The following is a 22,223-nucleotide window of genomic DNA, read 5'->3' as shown; positions in this document are numbered from 1 at the left end:
CTCTGGACGGCTGGACGCAATCGGCTGCCGCGCACCGACATCTTCAGCGACCTCGGCTACGCCGCGGGGTGGCGGGTGGTTCGTGCGATGCCGGAATTCATGGCACGCAACGCTTTCGACGCCGGGGCTTGGTATGCGGCCCAAGGCGGTGGCCCCGAGCAGCTGCGCAAGAATCTGGCCAGGGTCATCGGCGCCACCCCAGCCGAGGTGCCGGACTCGCTGGTTCGTGCTTCGCTGGCCTCTTACGCCCGATACTGGCGGGAGGCATTCCGGTTGCCGACGATGGACCACAAAGCGCTGGGCGCCCAGATCGACAAGGCGGTGACGGGCAAGCAGCACCTGGAGGCGGCCCTGGCCGCCGGGCGGGGCGCCGTCCTCGCGCTGCCGCACAGCGGCAACTGGGACATGGCCGGGGTCTGGCTGGTCCAGGCCAACGGCACCTTCACCACGGTCGCCGAGCGTCTCAAGCCGGAGTCGCTGTACAAGCGCTTCCTCGACTACCGCGAGAGTCTCGGTTTCGAGGTGTTGCCCCTGACCGGCGGCGAACGACCCGCCTACGAAGTCCTCGTCGAACGGCTCAAAGACAACCGCGTGGTCTGCCTGATGGCCGAACGCGACCTGAGCCGCTCGGGCGTCCCGGTCGATTTTTTCGGAGAGGCCACCCGGATGCCGGCCGGCTCGGCCAAACTGGCTGTGGAAACCGGCGCGGCCCTGCTGCCGGTGCACTCCTGGTTCACCGACGACGGCTGGGTGGTCGACTTCTACCCCGAGCTGGACTGCTCCAGCGGCGACGTCGGCGTGATCACTCAAGCCCTGGCCGACCGGTTCGGCACCAACATCGCCGCGCACCCCGAGGATTGGCACATGATGCAGCCGCAGTGGCTGGCCGACCTGTCCGACGAGCGACAGGCCAGGTTGAGGGAGTCCTGATGAGGATCGGGATGGTCTGCCCGTACTCGTTCGACGTTCCCGGTGGGGTGCAGTCGCACATCCTGCAGCTGGCTGAGGTGATGCGCGAACGCGGCCACGAGGTCAGCGTGCTCGCTCCGTCGTCGCCGCATGTCCAGTTGCCCGAGTACGTCGTCTCCGGCGGCAAGGCGGTCCCGATTCCCTACAACGGGTCGGTGGCGCGGCTGCGATTCGGCCCGGCCACCCACCGCCAGGTCAAGAAGTGGCTCGCGCAGGGTGATTTCGACGTGCTGCACCTGCACGAGCCCAACGCGCCCAGCTTGTCGATGCTGGCCCTGCAGGCGGCTGAAGGTCCGATCGTCGCCACCTTTCACACCTCGACCACAAAGTCGTTGACGCTCAGCGTGTTTCAGGGAATCCTACGGCCGTATCACGAAAAGATAGTCGGCCGGATCGCGGTGTCCGACCTGGCGCGGCGCTGGCAGATGGAAGCGCTGGGTTCCGACGCCGTCGAGATTCCCAACGGCGTCGACGTGGCCGCCCTCGCTTCGGCGCCGCGACTCGACGGCTACCCGCGCCCCGGGAAGACGGTGCTGTTCCTCGGCCGGTTCGACGAACCGCGCAAGGGGATGGCAGTCCTGATCGGGGCGTTGCCCCGGTTGGTCGAGCGGTTCGCCGACGTCGAGATCTTGATCGTCGGGCGAGGCGACGAGGACAAGCTGCGGGAGGAGTGCGGTGAGCTGGCCGGCCACCTGAGGTTCCTCGGTCAGGTCGACGACGCCGAGAAGGCGGCCGCGCTGCGCAGCGCCGACGTCTATTGCGCGCCGCATACCGGCGGCGAGAGCTTCGGCATCGTGCTGGTCGAGGCGATGGCCGCCGGCACCCCGGTGGTGGCCAGCAACCTCGATGCGTTCCGGCGGGTGCTGCTCGACGGCAAGGCCGGCCTGCTGGTTCCCGTCGACGACTCCGCTGCCATGGCCGACGCGCTGATCGAGCTGCTCGACGACGAAAGTCTGCGCGCGAGGTACGTGAAAGCCGCCGACGTCGCGGTGCGCCGCTATGACTGGCCGGTGGTGGCCGACCAGATCATGCGGGTCTACGAGACGGTCGCGGGGGCCGGGATCAAAGTCCAGGTGGCGGGTTCGGCGGGCCGGAACGAAGCGACTCGGGGGTTGGGCTAAATGCCTGCGCCGCTGTACTGGGTGCTGACCGCGGTCCTCATCGTGGTGCTGGTCGTCAGCGCCATGCTGGCCCTGCAGACCGCCAGCCGGCTGGACCGTCTGCACATCCGCTATGACCTGTCCTGGCAGGCGCTCGACGGGGCGTTGGCCCGGCGCGCGGTGGTGGCCCGCGCGGTGGCCGCCGACACCTATCGCGGACGCCCCGAAGGCAAGCGGCTCGCGGCGCTGGCCGATGCCGCCGAGCGGGCCCCCCGAAGTGGTCGCGAAGCCGCCGAGAACGAGCTGTCGGCCGCGCTGGCGATGGTCGATCCGACGTCGATGCCGGCGTCGCTGGTCGCCGAACTCGCCGACGCCGAGGCCCGGGTTCTGCTGGCCCGCCGATTCCACAACGACGCCGTGCGCGACACCCTGGCATTGCGCGAACGGCGTCCGGTCCGGTGGTTGCGGCTGGCCGGTACCGCACCGCTGCCGACGTACTTCGAGATCGCCGAGCGCGTTCCCGAAGCCACCCCGGATGGTGCCGGTCAGGTGGATCGCCGCACCTCGGCACGCGTGGTCCTGCTCGACGATCAGGGTGCGGTGCTGTTGTTCTGCGGATCCGACCCGGCCTTCACCGGCGGGGAGGCGCCTCGGTGGTGGTTCACCGTCGGCGGGCAGGCACTGCCCGGGGAACGGCTGGTCGATGCCGCGGTCCGGGAGATCCTGGAGGAGACCGGGCTGCGCGTCGACCCGGACGCGATGGTGGGGCCGGTGTGGCGGCGGGAGTCGCTCATCGATTTCAACGGCACCGTCATCGCCAGCCAGGAGTTCTACTTCGTGCACCGCACCGTCCGCTTCGAACCGACCGCGGCGGGGCGGACGCCGCTGGAGCTGCGGTACATTCACGGCCACAGATGGTGTGACTCCAGCACGATCGATCAGCTGGCCGCGAGTGGGCAGCGGGTGTATCCGCTGCAGCTCGGGGAACTGCTCGAGGAGGCAAACTCGCTGGCAGACGGCCGTGGTGGTCCGCACAGAGAGCTGCACCCGATCCACTGAACAGGATCGATCCCCGGGTCGCTTCGCTCGCCCCCTCGCCCTTCGGGCTGGGGGGACCCCCAACCCGGCGGTGAAAAATCCAGTTTGGAATCGCCCTTTAGACTGGATCCGTATCAAACGAAGGGACTGACAGTGGAAACCGGAGCCAACGCGGCTGGATCCAACGGCTCGGCCAGCGCGCAGACGGGTACCGCTCGGGTCAAGCGCGGCATGGCGGAGATGCTCAAGGGCGGCGTCATCATGGACGTCGTCACACCCGAGCAGGCCCGCATCGCCGAGGGCGCAGGCGCCGTGGCGGTCATGGCGCTGGAGCGCGTGCCCGCCGACATCCGCGCTCAGGGCGGGGTGTCGCGGATGAGCGACCCCGACATGATCGAGGGCATCATCTCCGCGGTCACGATTCCGGTGATGGCCAAGGCGCGCATCGGACACTTCGTGGAGGCGCAGATCCTGCAGAGCCTCGGCGTGGACTACGTCGACGAGTCCGAGGTGCTGACCCCGGCCGACTATACGAACCACATCGACAAGTGGAAGTTCACCGTGCCGTTCGTGTGCGGTGCCACCAATCTGGGCGAGGCGCTGCGCCGGCTCACCGAGGGTGCGGCGATGATTCGCTCCAAGGGTGAGGCCGGCACCGGTGACGTCTCCAACGCCACGACGCACATGCGCAAGATCGGCGGCGAGATCCGTCGGCTGACTTCGCTGTCGGAGGACGAACTGTTCGTCGCGGCAAAGGAATTGCAGGCGCCCTACGAGCTGGTGGCCGAGGTGGCGCGAGCGGGCAAGTTGCCGGTCACCCTGTTCACCGCAGGCGGCATCGCCACCCCCGCGGACGCGGCGATGATGATGCAGCTCGGCGCCGAGGGCGTGTTCGTGGGCTCGGGCATCTTCAAGTCCGGCGACCCCGCCGCGCGGGCGGCGGCCATCGTCAAGGCCACCACCTTCTACGACGATCCCGACGTGTTGGCCAAGGTGTCGCGCGGGCTGGGTGAGGCGATGGTCGGCATCAACGTGGAGGACATCGCACAGCCGCACCGGCTCGCCGAACGCGGCTGGTAAACCACGTGGCAATCGAAGAGATCCTCGATCTGGAGCAGCTCGAGGTCAACATCTATCGCGGCCGGGTGTTCAGTCCCGAATCCGGTTTCCTCCAGCGCACATTCGGCGGTCACGTGGCCGGTCAGTCGCTGGTGTCGGCGGTGCGCACCGTCGACCCCAAGTTCCAGGTGCACTCGCTGCACGGGTACTTCCTGCGGCCGGGCGACGCCACCGCACCCGCGGTGTATCTGGTCGAGGCGCTGCGCGACGGCGGCTCGTTCGTCACCCGGCGGGTCAACGCCGTGCAGCACGGCGAGACCATCTTCTCGATGTCGGCGTCGTTCCAGACCGATCAGAGCGGCATCGAGCATCAGGACGAGATGCCCGCCGCGCCGCCGCCTGACGACCTGCCCGGCTTCATCTCCAAGGGCGGTGTGTTCGACGAGGCGGGATTCGCGCAGTTCGAGGAGTGGGACGTCCGCATGGTCCCGCGCGATCAGGTCACTCGGCTGCCAGGCAAGGCATCTCAGCAGCAGGTGTGGTTCAAGCACAAGGATCCGCTGCCCGACGATTCGGTCTTGCACATCTGCGCGCTGGCTTACATGAGTGACCTCACGCTGCTCGGCTCGGCGCAGGTCAACCACGTCGAGGAACGCAAGCACCTGATGGTCGCGTCGCTGGACCACGCGATGTGGTTCATGCGGCCGTTCCGGGCCGACGAGTGGCTGCTCTACGACCAGTCGTCGCCGTCGTCGTGCGGCGGCCGGTCGCTGACCCAGGGCAAGATCTTCAATCAGTACGGCGAGATGGTGGCTGCGGTCATGCAGGAGGGCCTGACCCGCTACAAGCGCGGGTACGCCGGGCCATGAGTCTGCGCGTCGGCGTGCTGGCCCTGCAAGGCGACACCCGCGAACACCTGGCTGCCCTGCGCGAGGCCGGCGCCGAAGCCTCCACCGTGCGCCGCGCCAGCGAGCTCGACGCCGTCGACGCCCTGGTCATCCCGGGCGGCGAGTCGACCACGATGAGTCACCTGCTGCGCGAATTCGAACTGCTGGAGCCGCTGCGCACGCGGCTGGCCGACGGGATGCCGGCGTACGGTTCGTGTGCGGGGATGATCCTGCTGGCCACCGAGATCCTCGACGCCGGCGCCGAGGGCCGCGAGGCGGTTCCTCTCGGCGGCATCGATATGACGGTGCGGCGCAACGCTTTTGGCCGCCAGGTCGATTCTTTCGAGGGTGACATCGACTTCCACGGTCTCGACGGCCCCGCCCACGCGGTGTTCATCCGGGCGCCGTGGGTGGAACGGGTGGGGCCCGACGTCCAGGTCCTGGCGCGTGCCGGCGACCACATAGTGGCGGTCCGGCAGCGCCGGGTGCTCGCCACCGCTTTCCACCCTGAAATGACCGGTGACAGGCGGGTGCACAAGCTGTTTGTGGACGTGGTCGCCCACCGCGCTTGACGGCATGACCACTCTGTCTACAGCCAATTTGTCGCGCGACGTTGAGACGACGTCAACCTGGGAAGTCCCGCTGTGCCGGGCGAGATGCCCATACTCAGTGTCTCGGCGCGCGGCGGTAGGAGGTGGTGATGATGTCACGCACCTGGGTGATTCGGCGGATTCATCGCATGGTCGAACAGCATGGCGCGAAATCGACGGCGGGTTTGTGGCGCCCGGCTTGGCAGAGCAACCCGGGCGCGGAGCGGCCGATCAGCTGGTGGTGTGCGCTGTAGCTAGCCGCTGGGTCGTCCGTCCACAATCACGCCCGCAGCCGCCTCGATGGGCTTGATCGCTGTGGTGAAGTCGGACTCAGGCCCCTCTTCGCGCAGGACAAGTTCCCACAATCGGCCGACGGCCGCGGCCACCTCGGTAGGTAGGCCCAACGCCTCGGCCTCCTCCAGATAGAGCCGGACGTCCTTGACCATCAGTCCGGTGGCGAACCCGTAGTCGAAGCTGCGCGGCAGAATCGACTTCGGGAATTTGTCACGGCTGGCGTTGGTGGCTCCCGATCCGGCGTTGATCACCTCGATCATCACCGACGGGTCCAGCCCGGCCTTGACGCCCATCACCACCACCTCCGAGGTTGCGGCCAGCGCGGTGGCGGCCAGCAGGTTGTTCACCAGCTTCATCGTCTGGCCCGCACCGGGTTTGGTGTCGACGAAAAACGGCGTGCCGAGCCGGGCCAGTATCGGCTCGACGATCTCAAACTGGTCGCGCGGGCCCGAAACCATCAGCGTCAGTGTCCCTTTGGCGGCGCCGCCGACACCGCCACTGACCGGACTGTCGAGCATCGCGATACCGCGTTGGGCCAGCTGCGTCTGGATCTGTTGAGCGGCGGTGCTGCCCACGGTCGACAGGTCGATGAACCGTTCGACGCGGCGTCCTTCGATCACGCCGTCCGTGCCGAGCGCGACCTCACGGGAGGCAAGCACCGACGGCAGGCTCGCCAGTACGGTCTCGGCGCGGTCGGCGACGTCACGGGGGGAGGAGGCGGCCTGGGCGCCCAGATCGACCGCCTGGGCGACGATGTCCGGGCGGGTGTCGAAGACCACCAGCGGGTGGCCGGCCTCGATCAGGCGGGTCGCGATCGGCAGGCCCATGTTGCCCAAGCCGATGAAGCCGAGGTCCATGAGATGGCTCACTGAGCGTCGAGTTCGGCGAAGGCCTCTCGGGCGACCCGGAAGCCGTCGACGGCTGCGGGCGCGCCCGCATAGATCGCCACCTGAAGCAGGATCTCGCGAATCTCCTCGCGGGTGACCCCGTTGGTGAGTGCCCCGCGCACATGGGTTTTCAGCTCGTGGGGGCGGTTCAGCACCGAGATCATCGCCAGGTTGAGCATGCTGCGGGTCTTGAGCGGGAGTTCCTCGCGGCCCCACACCGCACCCCAGCAGTACTCGGTGAGCAGATCCTGCAGCGGTTTGCTGAAGTCGTCGGCCTGCCGCTCGGCGTTGGCGACGTACTCCTCGCCGAGCACCGCGGCGCGGATCTGTCGTCCCTTGTCGTATGTTGCCTGGTCCATGGCGTCCATGATCGCACCGGGTCAGGTGAGGATGGGCAGCACCAACCGCGATGACGACCGCACGATGTTGAGGCTGCTGGTGCCGACGCTGGCATGCCGGAAGTTCATGATCGCCGGGGTGTCCGGATCCTGGTCGTCACTGGTGATCGTGATCTGGATGCGATGACCCGTGTCGAAGCGGCGGGCGTTGGGCACCAGCGGGATCCGGTAGTCGACGTCGTCGCCGACGGGTACTGCCTGCGGACGGCGGCACGGCAGCATCGGTGCGCCTGGCCGGCTGCCGGTCTCGTCCACCTCGCGCAGGCTCGCCCGCAGCCAGCCTGCGGTCACCGGTTCCGTCTCGCCGTCGGGGGAGACGTCGGAGAGCGTGACGATCCACGCGGTGTCGGCGGCGGTGGCGCTGGCGGTCAACCGCAATTCGATGTCGCCGACGACCTCGACGGGCGCGGTCAGTGGCCGGCTGATCCAGGTCAGCGCCGACGGGGGATCGATCGGACTGGGCTTGGCCCGGCCGAGTCCCCCGCCGAGCGCCATGAACTCACACGCGCCGGGGCTGCCTTCGTCATCGTCGAGAATGCCGTCGGCGCGCAGTGCCAGTTCGCGGACGGTGCTTGCCGGCGGCCAGGATTCGCACATGCGCCACTCGTCGGCGCCCGGCAGGACATAGCGAACGGCCGGACCGTCGAGGATGCCGGTGTCGCGGCCCTTGAGCCAATGGTCGTACCAGGCCAGCGCTTCGATGTGCAGGCTTTCCCACGGCCAGGTCAGTCCGTACTCGCCGAGCATCCCGATGCGCACGCACGGGCTGTTGGTCAGCCCGGCGTAACTGGTGAACGTCGACGGCAGGTGTAGCGGGACGTTCTGCCAGTCGCAGCCCAAATAAACTGGGATATCTACCTTTTCGAGCATTGGCAACAGGTTGCGTTCGTCCCACCAGGCGTCGCGGGTGGGATGCTTGACCGCAGCGTCGAGCCACAGCTCGTCCCACGGGTGCGGGTCGTGCGGCAGTTTGAGCAGCCCGCGCATCATCGTCACGGCCGCCTCGCCGTTCATCGTCGCGAACTTGTGGTGCAGCCGCGGGGTGTTGAGCACCCAGCGTGCCGCTCCCATCGGTCGGCTGCGCCAGAACGTGTCGCTGCGGGCCGCGGTGAGTCCGAGCATCGACAGGAACGGCGTGATGAACGAGGCGCTCAGCAGCCCGTGATGCACCGCGCCTTCGTAGAGGTCCGCGGTGACGGCCACCGGGAAGATCGCCTTGAGGTGCGGCGGGCGCTCGACCGCGGCCTCCAGCTGGGTCATCGCGAAATAGCTGATACCGATCATCCCGACGTTCCCGTCGCACCAGGGTTGTGCCGCCACCCATTCCACGAGGTCGTACAGGTCGCGGCGCTCCTGGCCGTCGAAGAATCCGAAGGTTCCGCCGGATCCGCCGGTGCCGCGCAGGTTGGCGATGACGTGGGTGTAGCCGCGCGGCACCCAGAAGTCGGTGGCGCCGGCTTCGATGAAACCGGCTGGGGCACCCAGGTCCTGGATCTGGCGCGGATAGGGCGACACGGCGATCAGCGCGGGGAAGCGCGCCCCCTGAGCGGATGGGCCGTCGGGGCGGTGCACGTCGGCGAGCAGGGTGACACCGTCGCGCATCGGGACCGCGATGTTGGTGTCGGTGGTGATGCGGTGGTCCGGCCTGCTCAGGTTGCGGTAGTCCCGGCCGGTGGTCTGCGGCCCGTTGAGCGTGCGCTGGCCCGGTTCGAAGCCGGAAACACTGGTGGAAGTCATCCGAATCCTTTTCACGTCCTGTTGAGACTAGTTTCACGCTACGATGAAACTAGTCTCAACGCAATATGAAACATTCGAGGTGATGCGGATGGCGAAGAAAGCGACGGCACCGGGACCCCGCGACGAGAAGGGGGTGCTGGCCGGCCGGATTGTCGACGCCGCGCGCGCCGAGTTCGCGCAGCACGGATCGGCGGGCACGACGATCCGGGCGGTCGCCCGGGCGGCCGACGTCGACCCGGCGCTGGTGTACCACTACTTCGGGTCCAAGGAAGGTCTGCTGGATGCGGCCACGAATCCGCCGCAGCGCTGGCTGGAGAGCGTGGCGCGGACCTGGACAACGCCGGTGCCACAGCTCGGGACCGCGCTGCTGCGGCTGATGCTGGGCGCGTGGGCCGACGACGAGATCGGCCCGGTGTTGCGGGCGGTGCTGCAGACCGCCGCGCACGAGCCGAGCACGCGCGAGAAGCTGCGCAGGGTGGTCGAAGGTCAGCTGATGGGGGTGTCTCAACTCGGTGCCGACGCGGCGGACCGGCGCAAACGCAGCGGTTTGATCTCGTCGCAGATCATGGGCTTGGCGATGATGCGCTACGTGTGGCAGATCGAACCGCTGGCCTCGATGAGCGACGACGAGATCGTCGCCGCCGTTGCACCGAATCTGCAGCGCTACGTCGACGGCGACCTGGGTTAGGCGAACGCGACGGCGGGTTTCGGCGCCGGCTCGTCGTGGAAGTCGCCGGGCTTGAGCAGGCGCGTCGCGATGACACTGACCACCGCCGTGAAGACCAGGTAACCGCAAGCGAGCCAAGGCTTTCCGTGACCGGCCGCGATCAGCGCCGTCAGGATCAACGGCGTCAGGCCCGAGGCGTATACGCCGGACAGCTGGTACACCGTCGACAGGCCGGTGTAGCGGACCCGGGTAGGAAACAGCGAGGCATACAGGGTGCCCTGCGCGCCGTAGAACCAGGCGTGAATCACACCGAACACGACGACCATCGCGATCGCGTAGGCGGTGACGCTGCGGATGTTGAACAGTGCGAACGCCGGGAACACGGCCACCCCGTAGGCCGCGATGCCGCTGCCGTAAACGACTTTCGCGCCGAACCGGTCGACCAGCAGGCCCGAGACCGGCAGCAGAGCGGCCATCACCAGGGCCGCCGCCGTCACGACGATCAGGACCGGGACCTTGCCCAGGTGCAGTGTGGCCGTCGCATAGGAGATGGCGAACACGCCCCAGGTGTTGAAGGCTGCGCCCTCGCCCCACCGGGACAACATCCCCAGCACGGTGGAGCGCACTGCCGGGCGGCGGAAGATCTCTCGCAGCGGAACCGAGGAGCGCCCGTCGCGCTCCTTGAGCTTCTCGAAGGCCGGGGTCTCGGCGGCTTTCAGGCGAACCACCACCCCGAACCCCACCAGCACCAGGCTGAACAGAAAGGCGATTCGCCACCCGTAGCTCAGAAAGGCCCCGGCCGGCAGGACGATCTGCAGCAGCGCGAACACCCCGGTGCCCAGCGCGAGACCCAACGCCAGCCCGACCTGCGGGACGCTGCCGAACAGGCCTCGGCGCTTGACGGGGCTGTGTTCGACCGCGAGCAGGACCGCGCCGGCCCACTCGCCGCCGAGTGCGAAGCCCTGGCCGATGCGCAGGATCAGCAACAGGATCGGGGCCAGCAGTCCGATCTGCTCGGCGGTGGGCAGCAGGCCCATCAGCGCAGTGGCCCCACCCATCAAGAACATGGTCAGCGCCAGGGTCTTCTTGCGTCCGATGCGATCACCGATGTGGCCGAACACGAAGCCGCCGATCGGGCGCACCATGAAGCCGACAGCGAAGGTGGCGAACGCCAACATCGTTCCGACCAGCGAGCTTTGGTGGGGAAAGAAGGCCTGGTTGAAGACCAGGCTTGCCGCGGTGGCGTACAGGAAGAAGTCGTACCACTCGATCGTCGTACCGATCAGGCTGGAGAGCAGTGCGGTGCGAATGGTGTTCGAGGACGCCTCGGTGGCATCGGCGCGGGGTTCGGCGATGGTGGACACGCGTTCGGAATCTATTCAGTGGCCTGGTCGACCAACAGCGTTCGGCGCACCGCGATTGCAAAGCTCCCGGTGGCTGTTCAGTAGACTCGTCGGGTTACGGCAGAACGGACAGTACGGAGAAGAACCCGATGAGCGGCCATTCCAAGTGGGCAACCACCAAGCACAAGAAGGCCGTCATCGACGCCAAGCGCGGCAAGATGTTCGCCAAGCTCATCAAGAACATCGAGGTCGCGGCGCGCGTCGGCGGCGGCGACCCGGCTGGCAATCCCACCCTGTACGACGCGATCCAGAAGGCCAAGAAGTCGTCGGTTCCCAACGACAACATCGAGCGCGCCCGCAAGCGCGGCGGTGGTGAGGAAGCCGGCGGCGCCGACTGGCAGAACATCACCTACGAGGGCTACGGGCCCAATGGCGTCGCCGTGCTGATCGAGTGCCTGACCGACAACCGCAACCGGGCCGCCGGCGAGGTCCGGGTCGCGATGACCCGCAACGGCGGCAACATGGCCGACCCAGGCTCGGTGGCCTACCTGTTCTCCCGCAAGGGTGTGGTCACGCTGGAGAAGAACGACCTGTCCGAGGACGATGTGCTGCTGGCGGTCCTGGATGCCGGGGCTGAAGAGGTCAACGATCTCGGCGACAGCTTCGAGGTGATCTCCGAGCCGACCGATCTGGTCGCCGTGCGCACCGCGCTGGTGGACGCCGGCATCGACTACGACTCCGCGGAGGCCGGTTTCCAGGCGTCGGTGACGGTACCGCTGGACGCCGAAGGCGCCCGCAAGATCATGAAGCTCGTCGACGCGCTGGAGGACAGCGACGACGTGCAGGACGTCTACACCAACGCCGATATCCCCGACGAGGTTCTGGCTCAGCTCGAAGACGACTGAGTCAGGCCGGGTGCAGGCTGACCGGCACCCCTGAATAGCGGGTCATTCCGGTCGCCGGGTCCAGGTCGTCTTTGCTCGTCAGCAGGTTGACGTTAGTGCCGGCGTGCGCGTGCGGCACCGACACCACGCCGCTGCGCACCGACGGGTCCAGTTTCGCGATCCCGGTGAGTTCGCCGTATTCGGTGCGCACCACCAGCTTCTGGTTGTCGGCGATGCCGGCTGCCGCGGCGTCCTGCGGGCTCAGCAGTATCTCGGGCTGCTCCCCGAGATACTCCAATTGCGCGTTGACTCTTCGTAATTGGCGACGCGGCACCAACACCGGCCCGGTCGTGTGACGCAGCCCGTGTAATTGGTCGATCAGGAGTTGCGGGGCCAGGCGCCAGCCGCCGAGACGCTCGACGTGACGGTGCATCCACGCCGCGGGCAACTCGCGCTCGGCTTGCGCCCAGCCGGTGGCGACCATATCGTCGTAGCTGGTGCGGCCGCCGCCGTTGAACGTGGCCAACATCTGCTCGTCGGTCAAAGTGGTGTCGGCGATGTCGTGACCGAGCCGCGCGCCGATCTCGGCGAGCACCCACCACATCGAGCGGCGGTCGCCGATCGGGGCGACCATCGCCGGGGTGTGCTGGGCGGAGATCCGCGGACTCATGAAATCCCACAGCGTGACGTCTGGCCGCTCGAGCTGACCAGTGGTCGGCAGCACATGGGTCGACAGTGCCGTCGTCTCATTGGGGAGGATCTCGGTGGTGGCCAACACCTCGAGCTTGGCCAGGGCCGGGCGCAGGGTATCGGTGGCGGGGAAACCGGTGAGCAGGCTGCCGCCGAGGTTGAGCAATGCGCGAATGTTGCCGGCCTCGATCTCGTCGGGCAGTGTGGCGCAGGGCCATTCCCGCATGAAGGCCTTGGTCTCCGGGCGGCTGCGCGGTCCCGGTCGCGATTTGCCCTCCGGCGGCGCGATCGGCAACTCGAACATCTCCAGCTGGTAGCCGAAGCCGGGATGGAACCACTCACCGCCGGGGGTGTTCATCGACCCGGTCAGGATCAGCAGCGCCCACGAAAACCATTGCGTCACATTGGCACTGGCCGACATGGTGACACCGGTACCGGTGTCGATCGCGATGTGCCCGGCCCTGCGGACAGCGGCCAGCAGATCGTCGAGATCGGTGGGGTCGACGTCGGCGAGTTCGGCGGCATGCTCGCGGGTGAACGGTTCGACGGCGGAGGCCAGCAGGTCGAGGTCCTGGACGGCGACGTCCGGATCGGCGCCGTCGCGCAGGATTTCGCGCACCAGGAAGGCCAGCACCGCGTAATCGGTGCCCGGACGCGGGGCCAGGTGGCGGGTCGCCAGCCGGGCGGTCTCGGTACGGCGGGGGTCGACGACCCAGAGCTGAGCCCGGGCGGCGAGGTCGCGGAACACCCCCCGAGGATTGGGCATACCGATGGTATGGCCATGGGAGACAACGGGATTGCTGCCGATCAGGATGACGAGTTCGGCATTCTCGTAGTCGGGGCGCCCGGTGAGGCCGGCGGAGCCGCCCATCAGCTCCGCGACCAAAACCTTGGCGGTGCCATCGATCGTCAGTGGACTGAATTTCGCGGGAGTGCCGATCGCGCGGTGCAGCGCCTCGGCGGTGCGGTAGCCGGCGGCGTCCATCCCGATGCCGGTGCCGAAGTTGATGGCGACCGCCGCCGGGCCGTGCTCGGCGATGATGTCTCGCAACCGGGCGCCGAGGTCGTCGAGGCAAGCCTCCCAGCTGGTTTCGGCCAGCCGTCCGCCGTCGCGCATCATCGGCCGCTCGAGCCGGTCCGGATGGTGGTGGATCAGCGGCAGCGCGCGGCCCTTCGGGCAGGTGTAGCCGCCGGAGAAGGGATTGTCCCGGTCGCCGTGGACGGCCACCACCCGCTCATCCTCGATCTCGACCAGGATGCCGCACACCGACGGGCACACCCGGCAGAAACTTCGTACTGTGCGGGAGCCGCCCGTCGCCATGGAAGAGAACCGTACGCTGCGGGCAATGAATCGGAGGTGACGATGTCTCAGCTGACGGAGACCGACCCTGACGGATCCACCTGGTCGGTACGTCGCTGGTGGTGGAAGACGATCCCGTGGGAGACCGGCTTCGCCACCCTCGACGCGCTGATCTTCCTGGCCGTGTTGCCGTTCATGGTGATGTGGCCGTTCTGGCTGCTGGCCAAGTTCGTCGGCGTGCCGTGGACGATCATCATCACGCGCGACGGGACCGAGATCGGCCGTGAGCGGGTGAAGGGCTGGAAGCGTTCCCGCGCCCGGGTGGCGGAGATCGCCCGTTCGGCGCGGGAGGGAACGCTGACCGAGTTCGTCACTGCAGCGGATACAGCCGCTCCAGATTGACCACGATCGCCTCCTGTGTGCTGCGCGAGATCACGACGATGGCCGACTCATCCGGGTCCGGGTTCTCTTCGCGGTGCGGCAGATGTGGCGGCACGAAGATGTAGTCGCCCGGCTCGGTACTGATCCGCACTTCGTCGACACCGTCGTGGAAGACGAACTGCGGGTGGCCGCTGCGCACGAAGATCGCCGTCTCCGACTCGCCGTGGTGATGGTTGGCCGACGCGACGCCGGGCCCGACGTGGGTCTCGCCCATCCACAGCTTTTCCGACCCGACCGACGTGCCGCTGATGGCGGCGAAGCGCCGCATGCCGTCGGTCTGACCGGTGCCGCCGTCGAGGTCGCCGGCCCGAATATGGCGCACCCGGTTGCGCACCGGCTCGGTTCCGGACAGGTCGGGATGGAATGCGTCGGGGCCGCCCATGGACCGACCATAACCACGCGCGGGAGACCGCGTGTCCTGACCGGTGCTGTCCGCCCGGCCCGCTACTGTGATCGAACAGCTGTTCGTAGTCGGAAGGCGATCCGTGCGGGTGATGGGAGTCGACCCTGGGTTGACGCGCTGCGGCCTCTCGGTGATCGAGAGCCGGGGTGGCCGTCAGGTCATCGCGCTGGACGTCGACGTGGTGCGCACGCCGTCCGACGAGCCGTTGCAGCGTCGGCTGCTGACCATCAGCGACACCGTCGACCATTGGATGGACACCCATCAGCCCGACGTGGTGGCGATCGAGCGGGTGTTCGCCAACCAGAACGCCAACACCGCGATGGGCACCGCGCAGGCCGGCGGGGTGATCGCGCTGGCCGCCGCCCGCCGCGGTATCGACGTGCATTTCCACACCCCCAGTGAAGTCAAGGCGGCCGTCACAGGGAACGGGCGCGCCGACAAGGCCCAGGTCACCACGATGGTCACCCGCATCCTGCAGCTGCAGCAGAAACCCACTCCGGCGGACGCCGCCGACGCACTGGCCCTGGCGATCTGCCACTGCTGGCGCGCCCCGATGATCGCCCGGATGGCGCAGGCCGAGGCGATGGCCGCCGAACAGAAGCGGGCCTACCAGGCCCGGCTGAAGTCGGCACGCGGGCTCAAGGCAGCCACATGATCGCCTCGGTGCGCGGCGAAGTCCTCGACATCGCGCTCGATCACGTCGTGATCGAGGCCGGCGGTGTCGGCTACAAGGTGATGGCCACCCCGTCGACGCTCGCGACGCTGCGCCGCGGCAGCGAGGCCAGGCTGATCACCGCGATGATCGTCCGTGAGGACTCCCAAACCCTGTACGGTTTCGCCGACTCCGATGCCCGCGACCTGTTCTCGACCCTGCTCGGGGTGTCCGGCGTCGGCCCCAAGATCGCGCTGGCGACACTGGCGGTCTATGACGCGACCGCGCTTCGTCAGGCGCTGGCCGACGGCGACGTGACGGCCTTGACCCGGGTGCCCGGCATCGGCAAGCGTGGCGCCGAACGTATGGTGCTGGAATTGCGGGACAAGATCGGCGCGGTCGCCGGTGGTGCGGGCATCACCGCGGCCACTGGGCACGCGGTGCGCACTCCCGTGGTGGAAGCCCTTGTCGGACTTGGCTTTGCGATCAAGCAGGCCGAGGAGGCCACGGACAAGGTTTTGGCGGCTGACAGTGCGGCCAACACCTCCACGGCATTGCGTGCGGCGTTGTCGCTACTAGGAAAGACCAAGTGAGCCGGTTCGACGAAGACGAGGACGGCGAGGCGGTCGACCGCGACGTGTCGCCGGCGCTGACGGTCGGCGAAGGAGATGTGGACGCCAGCCTGCGGCCCCGGTCGCTGGGCGAGTTCATCGGCCAGCCGCGGGTACGCGAGCAGCTGCAGCTGGTGCTGGAGGGCGCCAAGAACCGCGGCGGCACACCTGATCACATCCTGTTGTCCGGGCCGCCGGGACTGGGCAAGACATCGCTGGCGATGATCATTGCCGCCGAGCTGGGCTCCGCGTTGCGGGTCACGTCCGGCCCGGCTCTGGAACGCGCCGGTGACCTCGCCGCGATGCTGTCCAACCTGGTCGAGGGTGACGTGCTGTTCATCGACGAGATCCATCGCATCGCCCGGCCCGCCGAGGAGATGCTGTACCTGGCGATGGAAGACTTCCGGGTCGACGTCGTCGTCGGGAAAGGCCCTGGGGCGACGTCGATTCCGTTGGAGGTGGCGCCGTTCACCTTGGTCGGCGCGACCACGCGCTCCGGTGCGCTGACCGGACCGCTGCGCGATCGCTTCGGATTCACCGCGCACATGGACTTCTACGAACCGCCGGAACTGGAACGGGTACTCGCCCGCTCGGCCGGGATCCTCGGCATCGAACTGGGCTCGGAGGCCGGCTCCGAGATCGCCCGCCGCTCGCGGGGGACACCCCGCATCGCCAACCGCCTGCTGCGCCGGGTGCGCGACTACGCCGAGGTGCGCGCCGACGGGGTGATCACCCGCGACATCGCCAAAGCCGCGCTGGCCGTCTATGACGTCGACGAACTCGGCCTGGACCGCCTGGATCGCGCGGTGCTCTCGGCGCTCACCCGCAGCTTCGGCGGCGGCCCGGTCGGGGTGTCCACCCTGGCCGTCGCGGTGGGGGAGGAAGCAACCACGGTCGAAGAGGTGTGCGAGCCGTTCCTGGTCCGTGCCGGAATGATCGCGCGGACTCCCCGCGGGCGGGTGGCGACGCCGTTAGCCTGGACCCACCTCGGTATGGTGGCACCGCCGCGAGCCAGTGGGCTCGGTCAGTCCGGCCTATTCGAGTGATGGGAGCGCCGATGGTCATCGTCGCCTTGGTTTTCGCCGGCCTCGCCGCGCTGCTGCACGTCTACATCTTCACGATGGAGTCGCTGACCTGGACGTCGTCGCGCACCCGTAAGGCGTTCGGCACCACCGCCGAGGAAGCCGAGACCACCAAACTGATGGCGCTGAACCAGGGTTTCTACAACCTGTTCCTGGCGATCGTCGGCATCGTGGGTATCGTCGCAATCGCGTTGGGGCACACCGGAATCGGCGCCGCGCTGGTGTTGGCGGGTGTCGGTTCGATGCTCGCCGCGGCGGCAGTGCTGTTGGCGTCCGCGCCGGACAAGGCGCGGGCCGCGGTAACCCAGGGGGCATTCCCGTTGGTCGCGGTCGTACTGCTGGTAATCGCGCTCGTCTGACGTTCGGGCCGCGGGTTCTTTTCGGACTACGTGGTGCTCGTCGTGGCCCGGTGACGGGATTGGTTTCCGCCGGCCCGCTTGGCGTCGTACATCGCGGCATCGGCTGCGTGTACCAGTTCGGTGAGCGCCGCGGTCGCGCCGCTGTCGATATCGGTCAGAGCCATCGTTGCGAGTCCGACGCTGGCGGTCACGTCGCCGGGCGCGGTCGCGACGGCCGTGCGGAATCGTTCGGCGGTGTCCTCGGCGTCATCGGGCTCGATCAGTTCGGCGATGAGGAACTCCTCGCCGCCGAGGCGGGCCACCACCGAATTCATGGCGCTTGCCCGGCGCAGGTTGTCCGCAACCGCGACCAGGACCGTATCGCCGTAGCCGTGGCCGTGGGCGTCGTTGATCTGCTTGAACCCGTCCAGATCGATCAGGATCACGGCCAGCCACTGTGAGTGCGGCCGGTCCGCCGCGGCGATCAGTTTCAGCGCCGCCTCGTCGTAGCCTCGACGGTTACGCAGCCCGGTGAGCGGATCGGTGTTCGACATCCTCGCGTCGAGGCTCAGCAGGTGCAGGAGCAACTGACTTCCGAACGGCACGGCAAGCACGGCGATCAGCACGCCCAGCACATGCCCGATAGCCATCGCGGTGTCGCCGGCGGCAGCGATCCGCACCCCGGCGAGCACGGTGGTGAGGATCGCGTTCACCAACGTCGCCGCCAAGAGTCGACCGGAGTGGTACAGGCCGACATAGCCGGCGATGGGAGCAAAGGTGGCGCACGCCAACAAGCCGGTCGCCGGCGTCCCGGCGATCAGGCATGCCAGGGTCACGCCGGCATTGGCGCCGACGGCCATCAGCGCGGATTGGCGGCGGCTCGGCCAGCCGACAAGCCAAACGCACGCCCCACCGAACGACAGGGCCGACATGACGATCGCGGCGGTCCGGTGGACCTCACCCTGCGGGCCCGACGGGCTGAACAACATCACCAGGGGCACCACCCCAAGGATGATGACGACGGAGGCGATCAGGATCCTGCTGAAGCGCTGCAGGTGATGCGCCGCGAGATAGTCGGACAACCAGTCGTACTGGCCGGGTTGGTGCCACCACCGCCGCACCCACGCGGCCATGCCCACGTCTTTGTACATACGCTCCCGAACCGGCCGCAGCCTGCCCCCGAAGACTGGAAGCCTGAGCGGATAGTACTCGCGGGCGCGGGCGTCCGCCGGGTTAAGGTCTTTGCCGCCGAAACGACACCCGGGTCGTCGATCGTCGTCGATCGCGACCCGGGTGACGATGCGGCTCGGCTTACAGCAGGCCCAGCAACTGCAAATCGGTGATGTACTTGACGATGACCTCCGCCGACACGTGCGGAATGTCTTTATCCGGACCGATCTTCGCGTCCTGCACCGCGGCGCGGAACCGCTCGGTCGGCGCGATCGATCCGCGAACCGGCCGTTCCGGGTGCTGGTAGTTGTGCAGCAGCGGCAGCAGCGAGTACTGACGCTGCCGGTCCGGCAGTGCCCGCATCGCGGTTTCGAACCGCTGCAGCCAGCTGTCGTACTCCGCGATCCGCTGGATCGGGTAGCCGGCCTCGACCAGCCAGTCGACGAACTCGTCGAGCCCGAGGCCGTCGTCGTAGGGATTCATCACGTGATAGGTCTCGAACCCCTGGGTCACGTGCGCACCCAAGGTGGAGATCGCCTCGGCGATGAACTCCACCGGCAGGCCGTCGTAGTGCGCACGCTGACGGTTGCCGTCGGCGTCGAGTTCGTAGAACGACACCGGCGCGATGCCGGTGGCCACCAGGCTCAGCATCATCCGGGTGAACATGTCGGGCAGGTTGAGCTGACCACCGTAGCTGGTGTCGGCAAGGATCATGTCGCAGCGGAACACCGACACCGGAAGGCCGCACAGGTCGTTGGCCTCACGCAGCAGCACCTCGCCGGCCCACTTGCTGTTGCCGTACCCGTTGGCGTACGAGTCGTCGACCGCGCGGGTCGCGCTGATCTCGCGGATGTCGCCGTCCTCGACGAAGCGCCCCGGCGCGATCCCCGCACCCACACCGATCGTCGAGACGTAGACGAACGGCTTGAGCCGGGTGGTCAGCGCGATCCGGATGAGCTCAGCGGTACCAACGGCGTTGGGCCCGAACAACTCCCGGTAGGGCAGCACATGGTTGACCAGCGCGGCCGGGTCGACGATCAGGTCGACGGTGTCGGCCAATCGCTGCCACGTGGCCCCATCGAGGCCGAGGTTCTCCTCACCTTTGTCGCCGGCGATGACCTCGAGGTGCTCGGCGGCCAGCTTCCGATAGTGCGCCAGAAGTTTGGGGTCGCCGCTGTCGAACGTGGCATCCAGCCGGGCGCGCGCGGCCTCGTCATCCTTGGCGCGCACCAGGCAGATCACCTTGCCGTCCACCAGGTCCATCCGCTCGAGCCAATCCAGTGCCAGGTAGCGACCCAGGAATCCGGTTGCGCCGGTGAGCAATACGGTGCGGATCTCGCTGGCCGGGCCGGGCAGCTGCGGTGCGGCGGCCAGGGTGGCGGCATCGATGAAGCGGTCCAGCGTCAGATCACGGGCATGTGCTTCAGTGGCGCCGGCGCCGTGAATCGAGGCGAACGTCGGGCGCTTACTGCCGGAGTTGCGCTCACTGTCGATGTAGGCGGCGATGGCCTGCAGATCGTTGGCCGGGCTGACGATCACATCCACCGGCACCTCGATATCGAAGATCTCGTTGAGCAGATTGGCGAATGTCAACGCCGACAGCGAGTCTCCGCCGAGGTCGGTGAAGTGGGCATCGGGCTGCAGGTCGGCCGCCGCGGCTCCCAGCAGCGCGCCGGCGGCGCGGGTGATGGTCGCCAGCGCGGGGGCGTCGGCACCGCTCTGCCGCAGCGCCCGCAGCTCGTCGGCCTGACCTTCGGCGAGATCGACATAGAGCTGCTCGAGGGCGGACCCGTAGCGTTCCTTCAGGCGCGGCCAGGCCAGCTTGCGGATACCGGTCAGCAGTCCGTTCTCTACGGTGAAAGGCGTTGTCTCGACCAGGAAGTCACGCGGGATCTCGTAGGACTGCAACCGTGCGTTCCGCGCGGCGTCCTGCAGCGAGTCGGCGATCAGGGCCTTGAGCTCAGCCGCGTCGTGATCGGCCACCGCTTCGGCGGTCGGCACCACGACGGCCAGCAGGTAGGGCCGGGCGCTGTTGCCGTACAAGTAGATCTGGTGCACCAGCGGGCTGCGCCCGAACGCGGCCTCCAGTTTGGAGACCGTGACGAACTCGCCCTGCGACAACTTGAGAACATTGTTGCGCCGGTCCACATACTGCAGATGGTCGGGCGCGGTCTCGGCGACGATGTCGCCGGTGCGGTAGAAGCCGTCCTCGTCGAACATCGCTGCGGTGACCTCGGGCCGCTTGTAATAGCCCGGGAACAGTTGCGTCGACTTCACCAACAGCTCGCCGCGCGGATGCGGCAGATCGGTACCGAAGTACCCCAGCTCCGGGACATCGACCAGCTTGTAGTCGGTCACCGGCGGGCGGCGCACCATCCCGTCGACGAACACGGCGCCGGCCTCGGTGGAGCCGTAGCCCTCGACCAGGTGCATGTCGAGGAACTTCTCGACCCACTCTTTGAGTTCCGGTGCGATCGGCGCCGAGCCGGTGAGCGCGGAGACGAATCGGTCACCCAGCAGGCTGGCGCGCTTCTCTGCCAGCACCTCGGCCTCGGTGGCCTCGCCTGCGCGGCGGTCGACATCGCTTTGCACTTCTTGATGAATCATGTCCCATACCCGGGGGACCAGGTTCAGCTGCGTCGGGCGGGTCAAAGCCAAGTCCTCGAGGAACGTCGACAGGTCGGGCCGCGCGGCGAAATAGACTGTGCCACCGGTGCTCAACGCTCCATACAGTGCGCCGCGGCCCATCACGTGGCTCATCGGCATGAAGCTCAGCACGATCGACGGGTAAGCGCCCTGCTTGTCGTCCCAATGCGCGGCGGCGGCAAGCCACATGTCGGCGACCTTGGAAGCCGGGTACATCGCACCCTTCGGGGCGCCGGTGCTTCCGGAGGTGTAGATCAGCAGAGCCAGCGGGTCATCCCCGGCATTGTCCGCATTGACAACGGAACTGTCTGCGCCACGGGTGATCTCGTCGGCCAGGGTGGTCACGGTAATGCTGGTGCCGGTCAGGCGGTCACGGGCGGCGGTCAACGCGTCGCGCTGGTCGTCGACCTCTGGCCGAAAGTCGAAGACCACGAGGCTTTTCGGTGCCGGGCCGGTGAGGACGAGCTCGACGGCGTCATCGAGGTTGTCGATGCTCGAGGCGACAAGTACGGGTTCGGTCTCGGCGATGATCGGTGTCAGCGCGGCCGCACCGGCACTGGTCTGCAGCGGCACTGACACCGCGCCGAGCTGCGTCAGCGCGAGGTCGATGGTCGTGTAGTCGACACTGGTGAATCCGAGGATCGCGACGCGGTCGCCCACGGCGACGGGGTCGGCGGACCACGCTCCGGCGACCGCCCGCACCCGATCCCATAGTTGCCGATAGGTGATGGTGTCGAACGCCTGCATCAGCTCGGCGGTGGTGCGTCCGGTCTGCGGATCCGCCACGAACCTCACCGCCCGCTGGCCCACGGCGGGGCGGTCGGCGTAGCCGTCGAAAACGGTCGTTATGACGGCGGAAAGAGGCAGGCCGGGGGTGGCGGCGGCCGCGGTCACCTGCGGGTCGGGTGCGGCCGCGGCGAACTGGGGGTCGGAGGTGTACAGATCGGCAACGCGCTGCTCAAACCGGGCTTCGCGAGTATCAGTCGGCATGACGAGACTCCATCAACGAACTAGAGAAAGAAAGATTGGCGGGCGCC

At 67.9% G+C, this 22,223-nt stretch carries 21 protein-coding genes and 1 pseudogene; 13 read left to right on the top strand and 9 right to left on the bottom strand.

The window, feature by feature from the left end; genetic code table 11:
* Nucleotides 1-24: 24 nt before the first annotated feature.
* The 6 genes from Y900_RS01810 (at nt 25) to pdxT (ending at nt 5,625) form a co-directional block, all read left to right on the top strand.
* Nucleotides 25-930 carry a phosphatidylinositol mannoside acyltransferase gene (locus Y900_RS01810; protein ID WP_272945563.1) on the top strand — a complete coding sequence of 302 codons (906 nt, stop codon included), beginning with the start codon at nt 25-27 and terminating at the stop codon, nt 928-930.
* The gene (locus tag Y900_RS01805; protein ID WP_036338329.1) at nt 930-2,090 is read left to right on the top strand and encodes a glycosyltransferase family 4 protein; all 1,161 of its coding nucleotides are present in this window, start codon (nt 930-932) and stop codon (nt 2,088-2,090) included. Before Y900_RS01810 ends, Y900_RS01805 begins: the two co-directional genes overlap by 1 nt.
* Nucleotides 2,091-3,128, top strand: coding sequence for an NUDIX hydrolase (locus Y900_RS01800; protein ID WP_036338326.1), 1,038 nt, complete (start codon nt 2,091-2,093; stop codon nt 3,126-3,128). It abuts the gene before it with no gap.
* Nucleotides 3,129-3,260: 132 nt separating this feature from the next.
* Nucleotides 3,261-4,187: a pyridoxal 5'-phosphate synthase lyase subunit PdxS gene (gene pdxS / locus Y900_RS01795; RefSeq protein ID WP_036338325.1), complete on the top strand. Its 927-nt coding sequence runs from the start codon at nt 3,261-3,263 to the stop codon at nt 4,185-4,187.
* A gap of 5 nt (nt 4,188-4,192) precedes the next feature.
* Nucleotides 4,193-5,035 carry an acyl-CoA thioesterase II gene (tesB, locus tag Y900_RS01790; protein ID WP_036338322.1) on the top strand — a complete coding sequence of 281 codons (843 nt, stop codon included), beginning with the start codon at nt 4,193-4,195 and terminating at the stop codon, nt 5,033-5,035.
* Nucleotides 5,032-5,625, top strand: a complete 594-nt coding sequence (pdxT, locus tag Y900_RS01785; protein ID WP_036338319.1) for a pyridoxal 5'-phosphate synthase glutaminase subunit PdxT — start codon at nt 5,032-5,034, stop codon at nt 5,623-5,625. Before tesB ends, pdxT begins: the two co-directional genes overlap by 4 nt.
* Before the next feature lie 272 nt (nt 5,626-5,897).
* Here the strand turns inward: pdxT and Y900_RS33660 are convergent, their stop codons facing one another.
* The 4 genes and pseudogenes from Y900_RS33660 to Y900_RS01770 all read right to left on the bottom strand — a co-directional run bounded on the left by Y900_RS33660 (nt 5,898) and on the right by Y900_RS01770 (nt 8,959).
* Nucleotides 5,898-6,350 carry an NAD-binding protein gene (locus tag Y900_RS33660; RefSeq protein WP_420329790.1) on the bottom strand — a complete coding sequence of 151 codons (453 nt, stop codon included), beginning with the start codon at nt 6,348-6,350 and terminating at the stop codon, nt 5,898-5,900.
* Nucleotides 6,345-6,794 (bottom strand): annotated as a pseudogene (locus Y900_RS33655) (NAD(P)-dependent oxidoreductase); the annotation flags it as partial. The gene Y900_RS33660 and the pseudogene Y900_RS33655, both read right to left, overlap by 6 nt.
* Nucleotides 6,795-6,802: 8 nt before the next feature.
* Nucleotides 6,803-7,183 (bottom strand): carboxymuconolactone decarboxylase family protein, encoded by a 381-nt coding sequence (locus tag Y900_RS01775; RefSeq protein WP_036345540.1) that lies wholly within the window; start codon nt 7,181-7,183, stop codon nt 6,803-6,805.
* Nucleotides 7,184-7,204: 21 nt separating this feature from the next.
* Nucleotides 7,205-8,959, bottom strand: a complete 1,755-nt coding sequence (locus Y900_RS01770) for a CocE/NonD family hydrolase (RefSeq protein ID WP_036338315.1) — start codon at nt 8,957-8,959, stop codon at nt 7,205-7,207.
* Between the two features lie 88 nt (nt 8,960-9,047).
* Here Y900_RS01770 and Y900_RS01765 point away from each other — a divergent pair, with 88 nt between their 5' ends.
* The gene (locus Y900_RS01765) at nt 9,048-9,647 is read left to right on the top strand and encodes a TetR/AcrR family transcriptional regulator (protein ID WP_051660287.1); all 600 of its coding nucleotides are present in this window, start codon (nt 9,048-9,050) and stop codon (nt 9,645-9,647) included.
* Here Y900_RS01765 and Y900_RS01760 read toward each other — a convergent pair.
* The gene (locus Y900_RS01760; protein WP_051659822.1) at nt 9,644-10,990 is read right to left on the bottom strand and encodes an MFS transporter; all 1,347 of its coding nucleotides are present in this window, start codon (nt 10,988-10,990) and stop codon (nt 9,644-9,646) included. The genes Y900_RS01765 and Y900_RS01760 overlap by 4 nt on opposite strands.
* A 128-nt stretch (nt 10,991-11,118) precedes the next feature.
* Here Y900_RS01760 and Y900_RS01755 point away from each other — a divergent pair, with 128 nt between their 5' ends.
* Nucleotides 11,119-11,874, top strand: a complete 756-nt coding sequence (locus Y900_RS01755) for a YebC/PmpR family DNA-binding transcriptional regulator (RefSeq protein WP_036338312.1) — start codon at nt 11,119-11,121, stop codon at nt 11,872-11,874.
* A 1-nt stretch (nt 11,875) separates the two neighbouring features.
* On the opposite strand, the gene Y900_RS01750 is transcribed toward Y900_RS01755, so the two are convergent.
* The gene (locus tag Y900_RS01750; RefSeq protein ID WP_036338310.1) at nt 11,876-13,864 is read right to left on the bottom strand and encodes a molybdopterin-containing oxidoreductase family protein; all 1,989 of its coding nucleotides are present in this window, start codon (nt 13,862-13,864) and stop codon (nt 11,876-11,878) included.
* A gap of 42 nt (nt 13,865-13,906) precedes the next feature.
* Between Y900_RS01750 and Y900_RS01745 the strand changes: the two genes are divergently transcribed.
* Nucleotides 13,907-14,245: a hypothetical protein gene (locus Y900_RS01745; protein ID WP_036345532.1), complete on the top strand. Its 339-nt coding sequence runs from the start codon at nt 13,907-13,909 to the stop codon at nt 14,243-14,245.
* On the opposite strand, the gene Y900_RS01740 is transcribed toward Y900_RS01745, so the two are convergent.
* Nucleotides 14,214-14,666, bottom strand: coding sequence for a cupin domain-containing protein (locus Y900_RS01740; protein WP_036338308.1), 453 nt, complete (start codon nt 14,664-14,666; stop codon nt 14,214-14,216). The genes Y900_RS01745 and Y900_RS01740 overlap by 32 nt on opposite strands.
* 103 nt (nt 14,667-14,769) lie before the next feature.
* On the opposite strand from Y900_RS01740, the gene ruvC reads away from it, so the two are divergent.
* Genes ruvC through Y900_RS01720 form a run of 4 tightly spaced genes read left to right on the top strand, consistent with a single transcriptional unit; the run spans nt 14,770 to nt 17,391 of the window.
* Nucleotides 14,770-15,342 carry a crossover junction endodeoxyribonuclease RuvC gene (gene ruvC, locus Y900_RS01735; protein WP_036345530.1) on the top strand — a complete coding sequence of 191 codons (573 nt, stop codon included), beginning with the start codon at nt 14,770-14,772 and terminating at the stop codon, nt 15,340-15,342.
* A complete protein-coding gene (gene ruvA / locus Y900_RS01730) occupies nt 15,339-15,932 on the top strand; it encodes a Holliday junction branch migration protein RuvA (RefSeq protein ID WP_036338306.1) in 594 nt (197 codons plus the stop codon). The genes ruvC and ruvA overlap by 4 nt, the downstream gene beginning before the upstream one ends.
* Nucleotides 15,929-16,996: a Holliday junction branch migration DNA helicase RuvB gene (gene ruvB, locus Y900_RS01725; protein ID WP_036338304.1), complete on the top strand. Its 1,068-nt coding sequence runs from the start codon at nt 15,929-15,931 to the stop codon at nt 16,994-16,996. The genes ruvA and ruvB overlap by 4 nt, the downstream gene beginning before the upstream one ends.
* A gap of 11 nt (nt 16,997-17,007) precedes the next feature.
* On the top strand, nt 17,008-17,391 hold the full coding sequence (locus Y900_RS01720) for a DUF1304 domain-containing protein (RefSeq protein WP_036345528.1): 384 nt from the start codon (nt 17,008-17,010) through the stop codon (nt 17,389-17,391).
* A gap of 26 nt (nt 17,392-17,417) precedes the next feature.
* Here the strand turns inward: Y900_RS01720 and Y900_RS01715 are convergent, their stop codons facing one another.
* Both Y900_RS01715 and car read right to left on the bottom strand, forming a co-directional pair.
* Nucleotides 17,418-18,503 carry a GGDEF domain-containing protein gene (locus Y900_RS01715; RefSeq protein ID WP_036345526.1) on the bottom strand — a complete coding sequence of 362 codons (1,086 nt, stop codon included), beginning with the start codon at nt 18,501-18,503 and terminating at the stop codon, nt 17,418-17,420.
* A gap of 178 nt (nt 18,504-18,681) precedes the next feature.
* Complete coding sequence (gene car, locus Y900_RS01710) at nt 18,682-22,176, bottom strand: carboxylic acid reductase (protein WP_036338301.1); 3,495 nt, start codon at nt 22,174-22,176, stop codon at nt 18,682-18,684.
* Nucleotides 22,177-22,223: the final 47 nt, after the last annotated feature.

Origin of the sequence: Mycolicibacterium aromaticivorans JS19b1 = JCM 16368, assembly GCF_000559085.1 — a bacterium.
In the GTDB taxonomy this organism is placed as follows: domain Bacteria; phylum Actinomycetota; class Actinomycetes; order Mycobacteriales; family Mycobacteriaceae; genus Mycobacterium; species Mycobacterium aromaticivorans.
Note: the sequence above shows the minus strand (reverse complement) of the source record. Positions and strands in the feature narration are given on the sequence as shown.

Bases quoted from the DNA above. Each gene is read 5' to 3' on its own strand.
- pdxT (WP_036338319.1), top strand. From the start codon at position 5,032: ATGAGTCTGCGCGTCGGCGTGCTGGCCCTGCAAGGCGACACCCGCGAA.
- ruvA (WP_036338306.1), top strand. From the start codon at position 15,339: ATGATCGCCTCGGTGCGCGGCGAAGTCCTCGACATCGCGCTCGATCAC.
- Y900_RS01740 (WP_036338308.1), bottom strand. From the start codon at position 14,666: ATGGGCGGCCCCGACGCATTCCATCCCGACCTGTCCGGAACCGAGCCG.
- Y900_RS01775 (WP_036345540.1), bottom strand. From the start codon at position 7,183: ATGGACCAGGCAACATACGACAAGGGACGACAGATCCGCGCCGCGGTG.
- Y900_RS01715 (WP_036345526.1), bottom strand. From the start codon at position 18,503: ATGGCCGCGTGGGTGCGGCGGTGGTGGCACCAACCCGGCCAGTACGAC.
- Y900_RS01800 (WP_036338326.1), top strand. From the start codon at position 2,091: ATGCCTGCGCCGCTGTACTGGGTGCTGACCGCGGTCCTCATCGTGGTG.
- Y900_RS01765 (WP_051660287.1), top strand. From the start codon at position 9,048: ATGGCGAAGAAAGCGACGGCACCGGGACCCCGCGACGAGAAGGGGGTG.
- Y900_RS01745 (WP_036345532.1), top strand. From the start codon at position 13,907: ATGTCTCAGCTGACGGAGACCGACCCTGACGGATCCACCTGGTCGGTA.
- Y900_RS01805 (WP_036338329.1), top strand. From the start codon at position 930: ATGAGGATCGGGATGGTCTGCCCGTACTCGTTCGACGTTCCCGGTGGG.
- Y900_RS01750 (WP_036338310.1), bottom strand. From the start codon at position 13,864: ATGGCGACGGGCGGCTCCCGCACAGTACGAAGTTTCTGCCGGGTGTGC.
- car (WP_036338301.1), bottom strand. From the start codon at position 22,176: ATGCCGACTGATACTCGCGAAGCCCGGTTTGAGCAGCGCGTTGCCGAT.
- Y900_RS01755 (WP_036338312.1), top strand. From the start codon at position 11,119: ATGAGCGGCCATTCCAAGTGGGCAACCACCAAGCACAAGAAGGCCGTC.
- Y900_RS01770 (WP_036338315.1), bottom strand. From the start codon at position 8,959: ATGACTTCCACCAGTGTTTCCGGCTTCGAACCGGGCCAGCGCACGCTC.
- Y900_RS01720 (WP_036345528.1), top strand. From the start codon at position 17,008: ATGGTCATCGTCGCCTTGGTTTTCGCCGGCCTCGCCGCGCTGCTGCAC.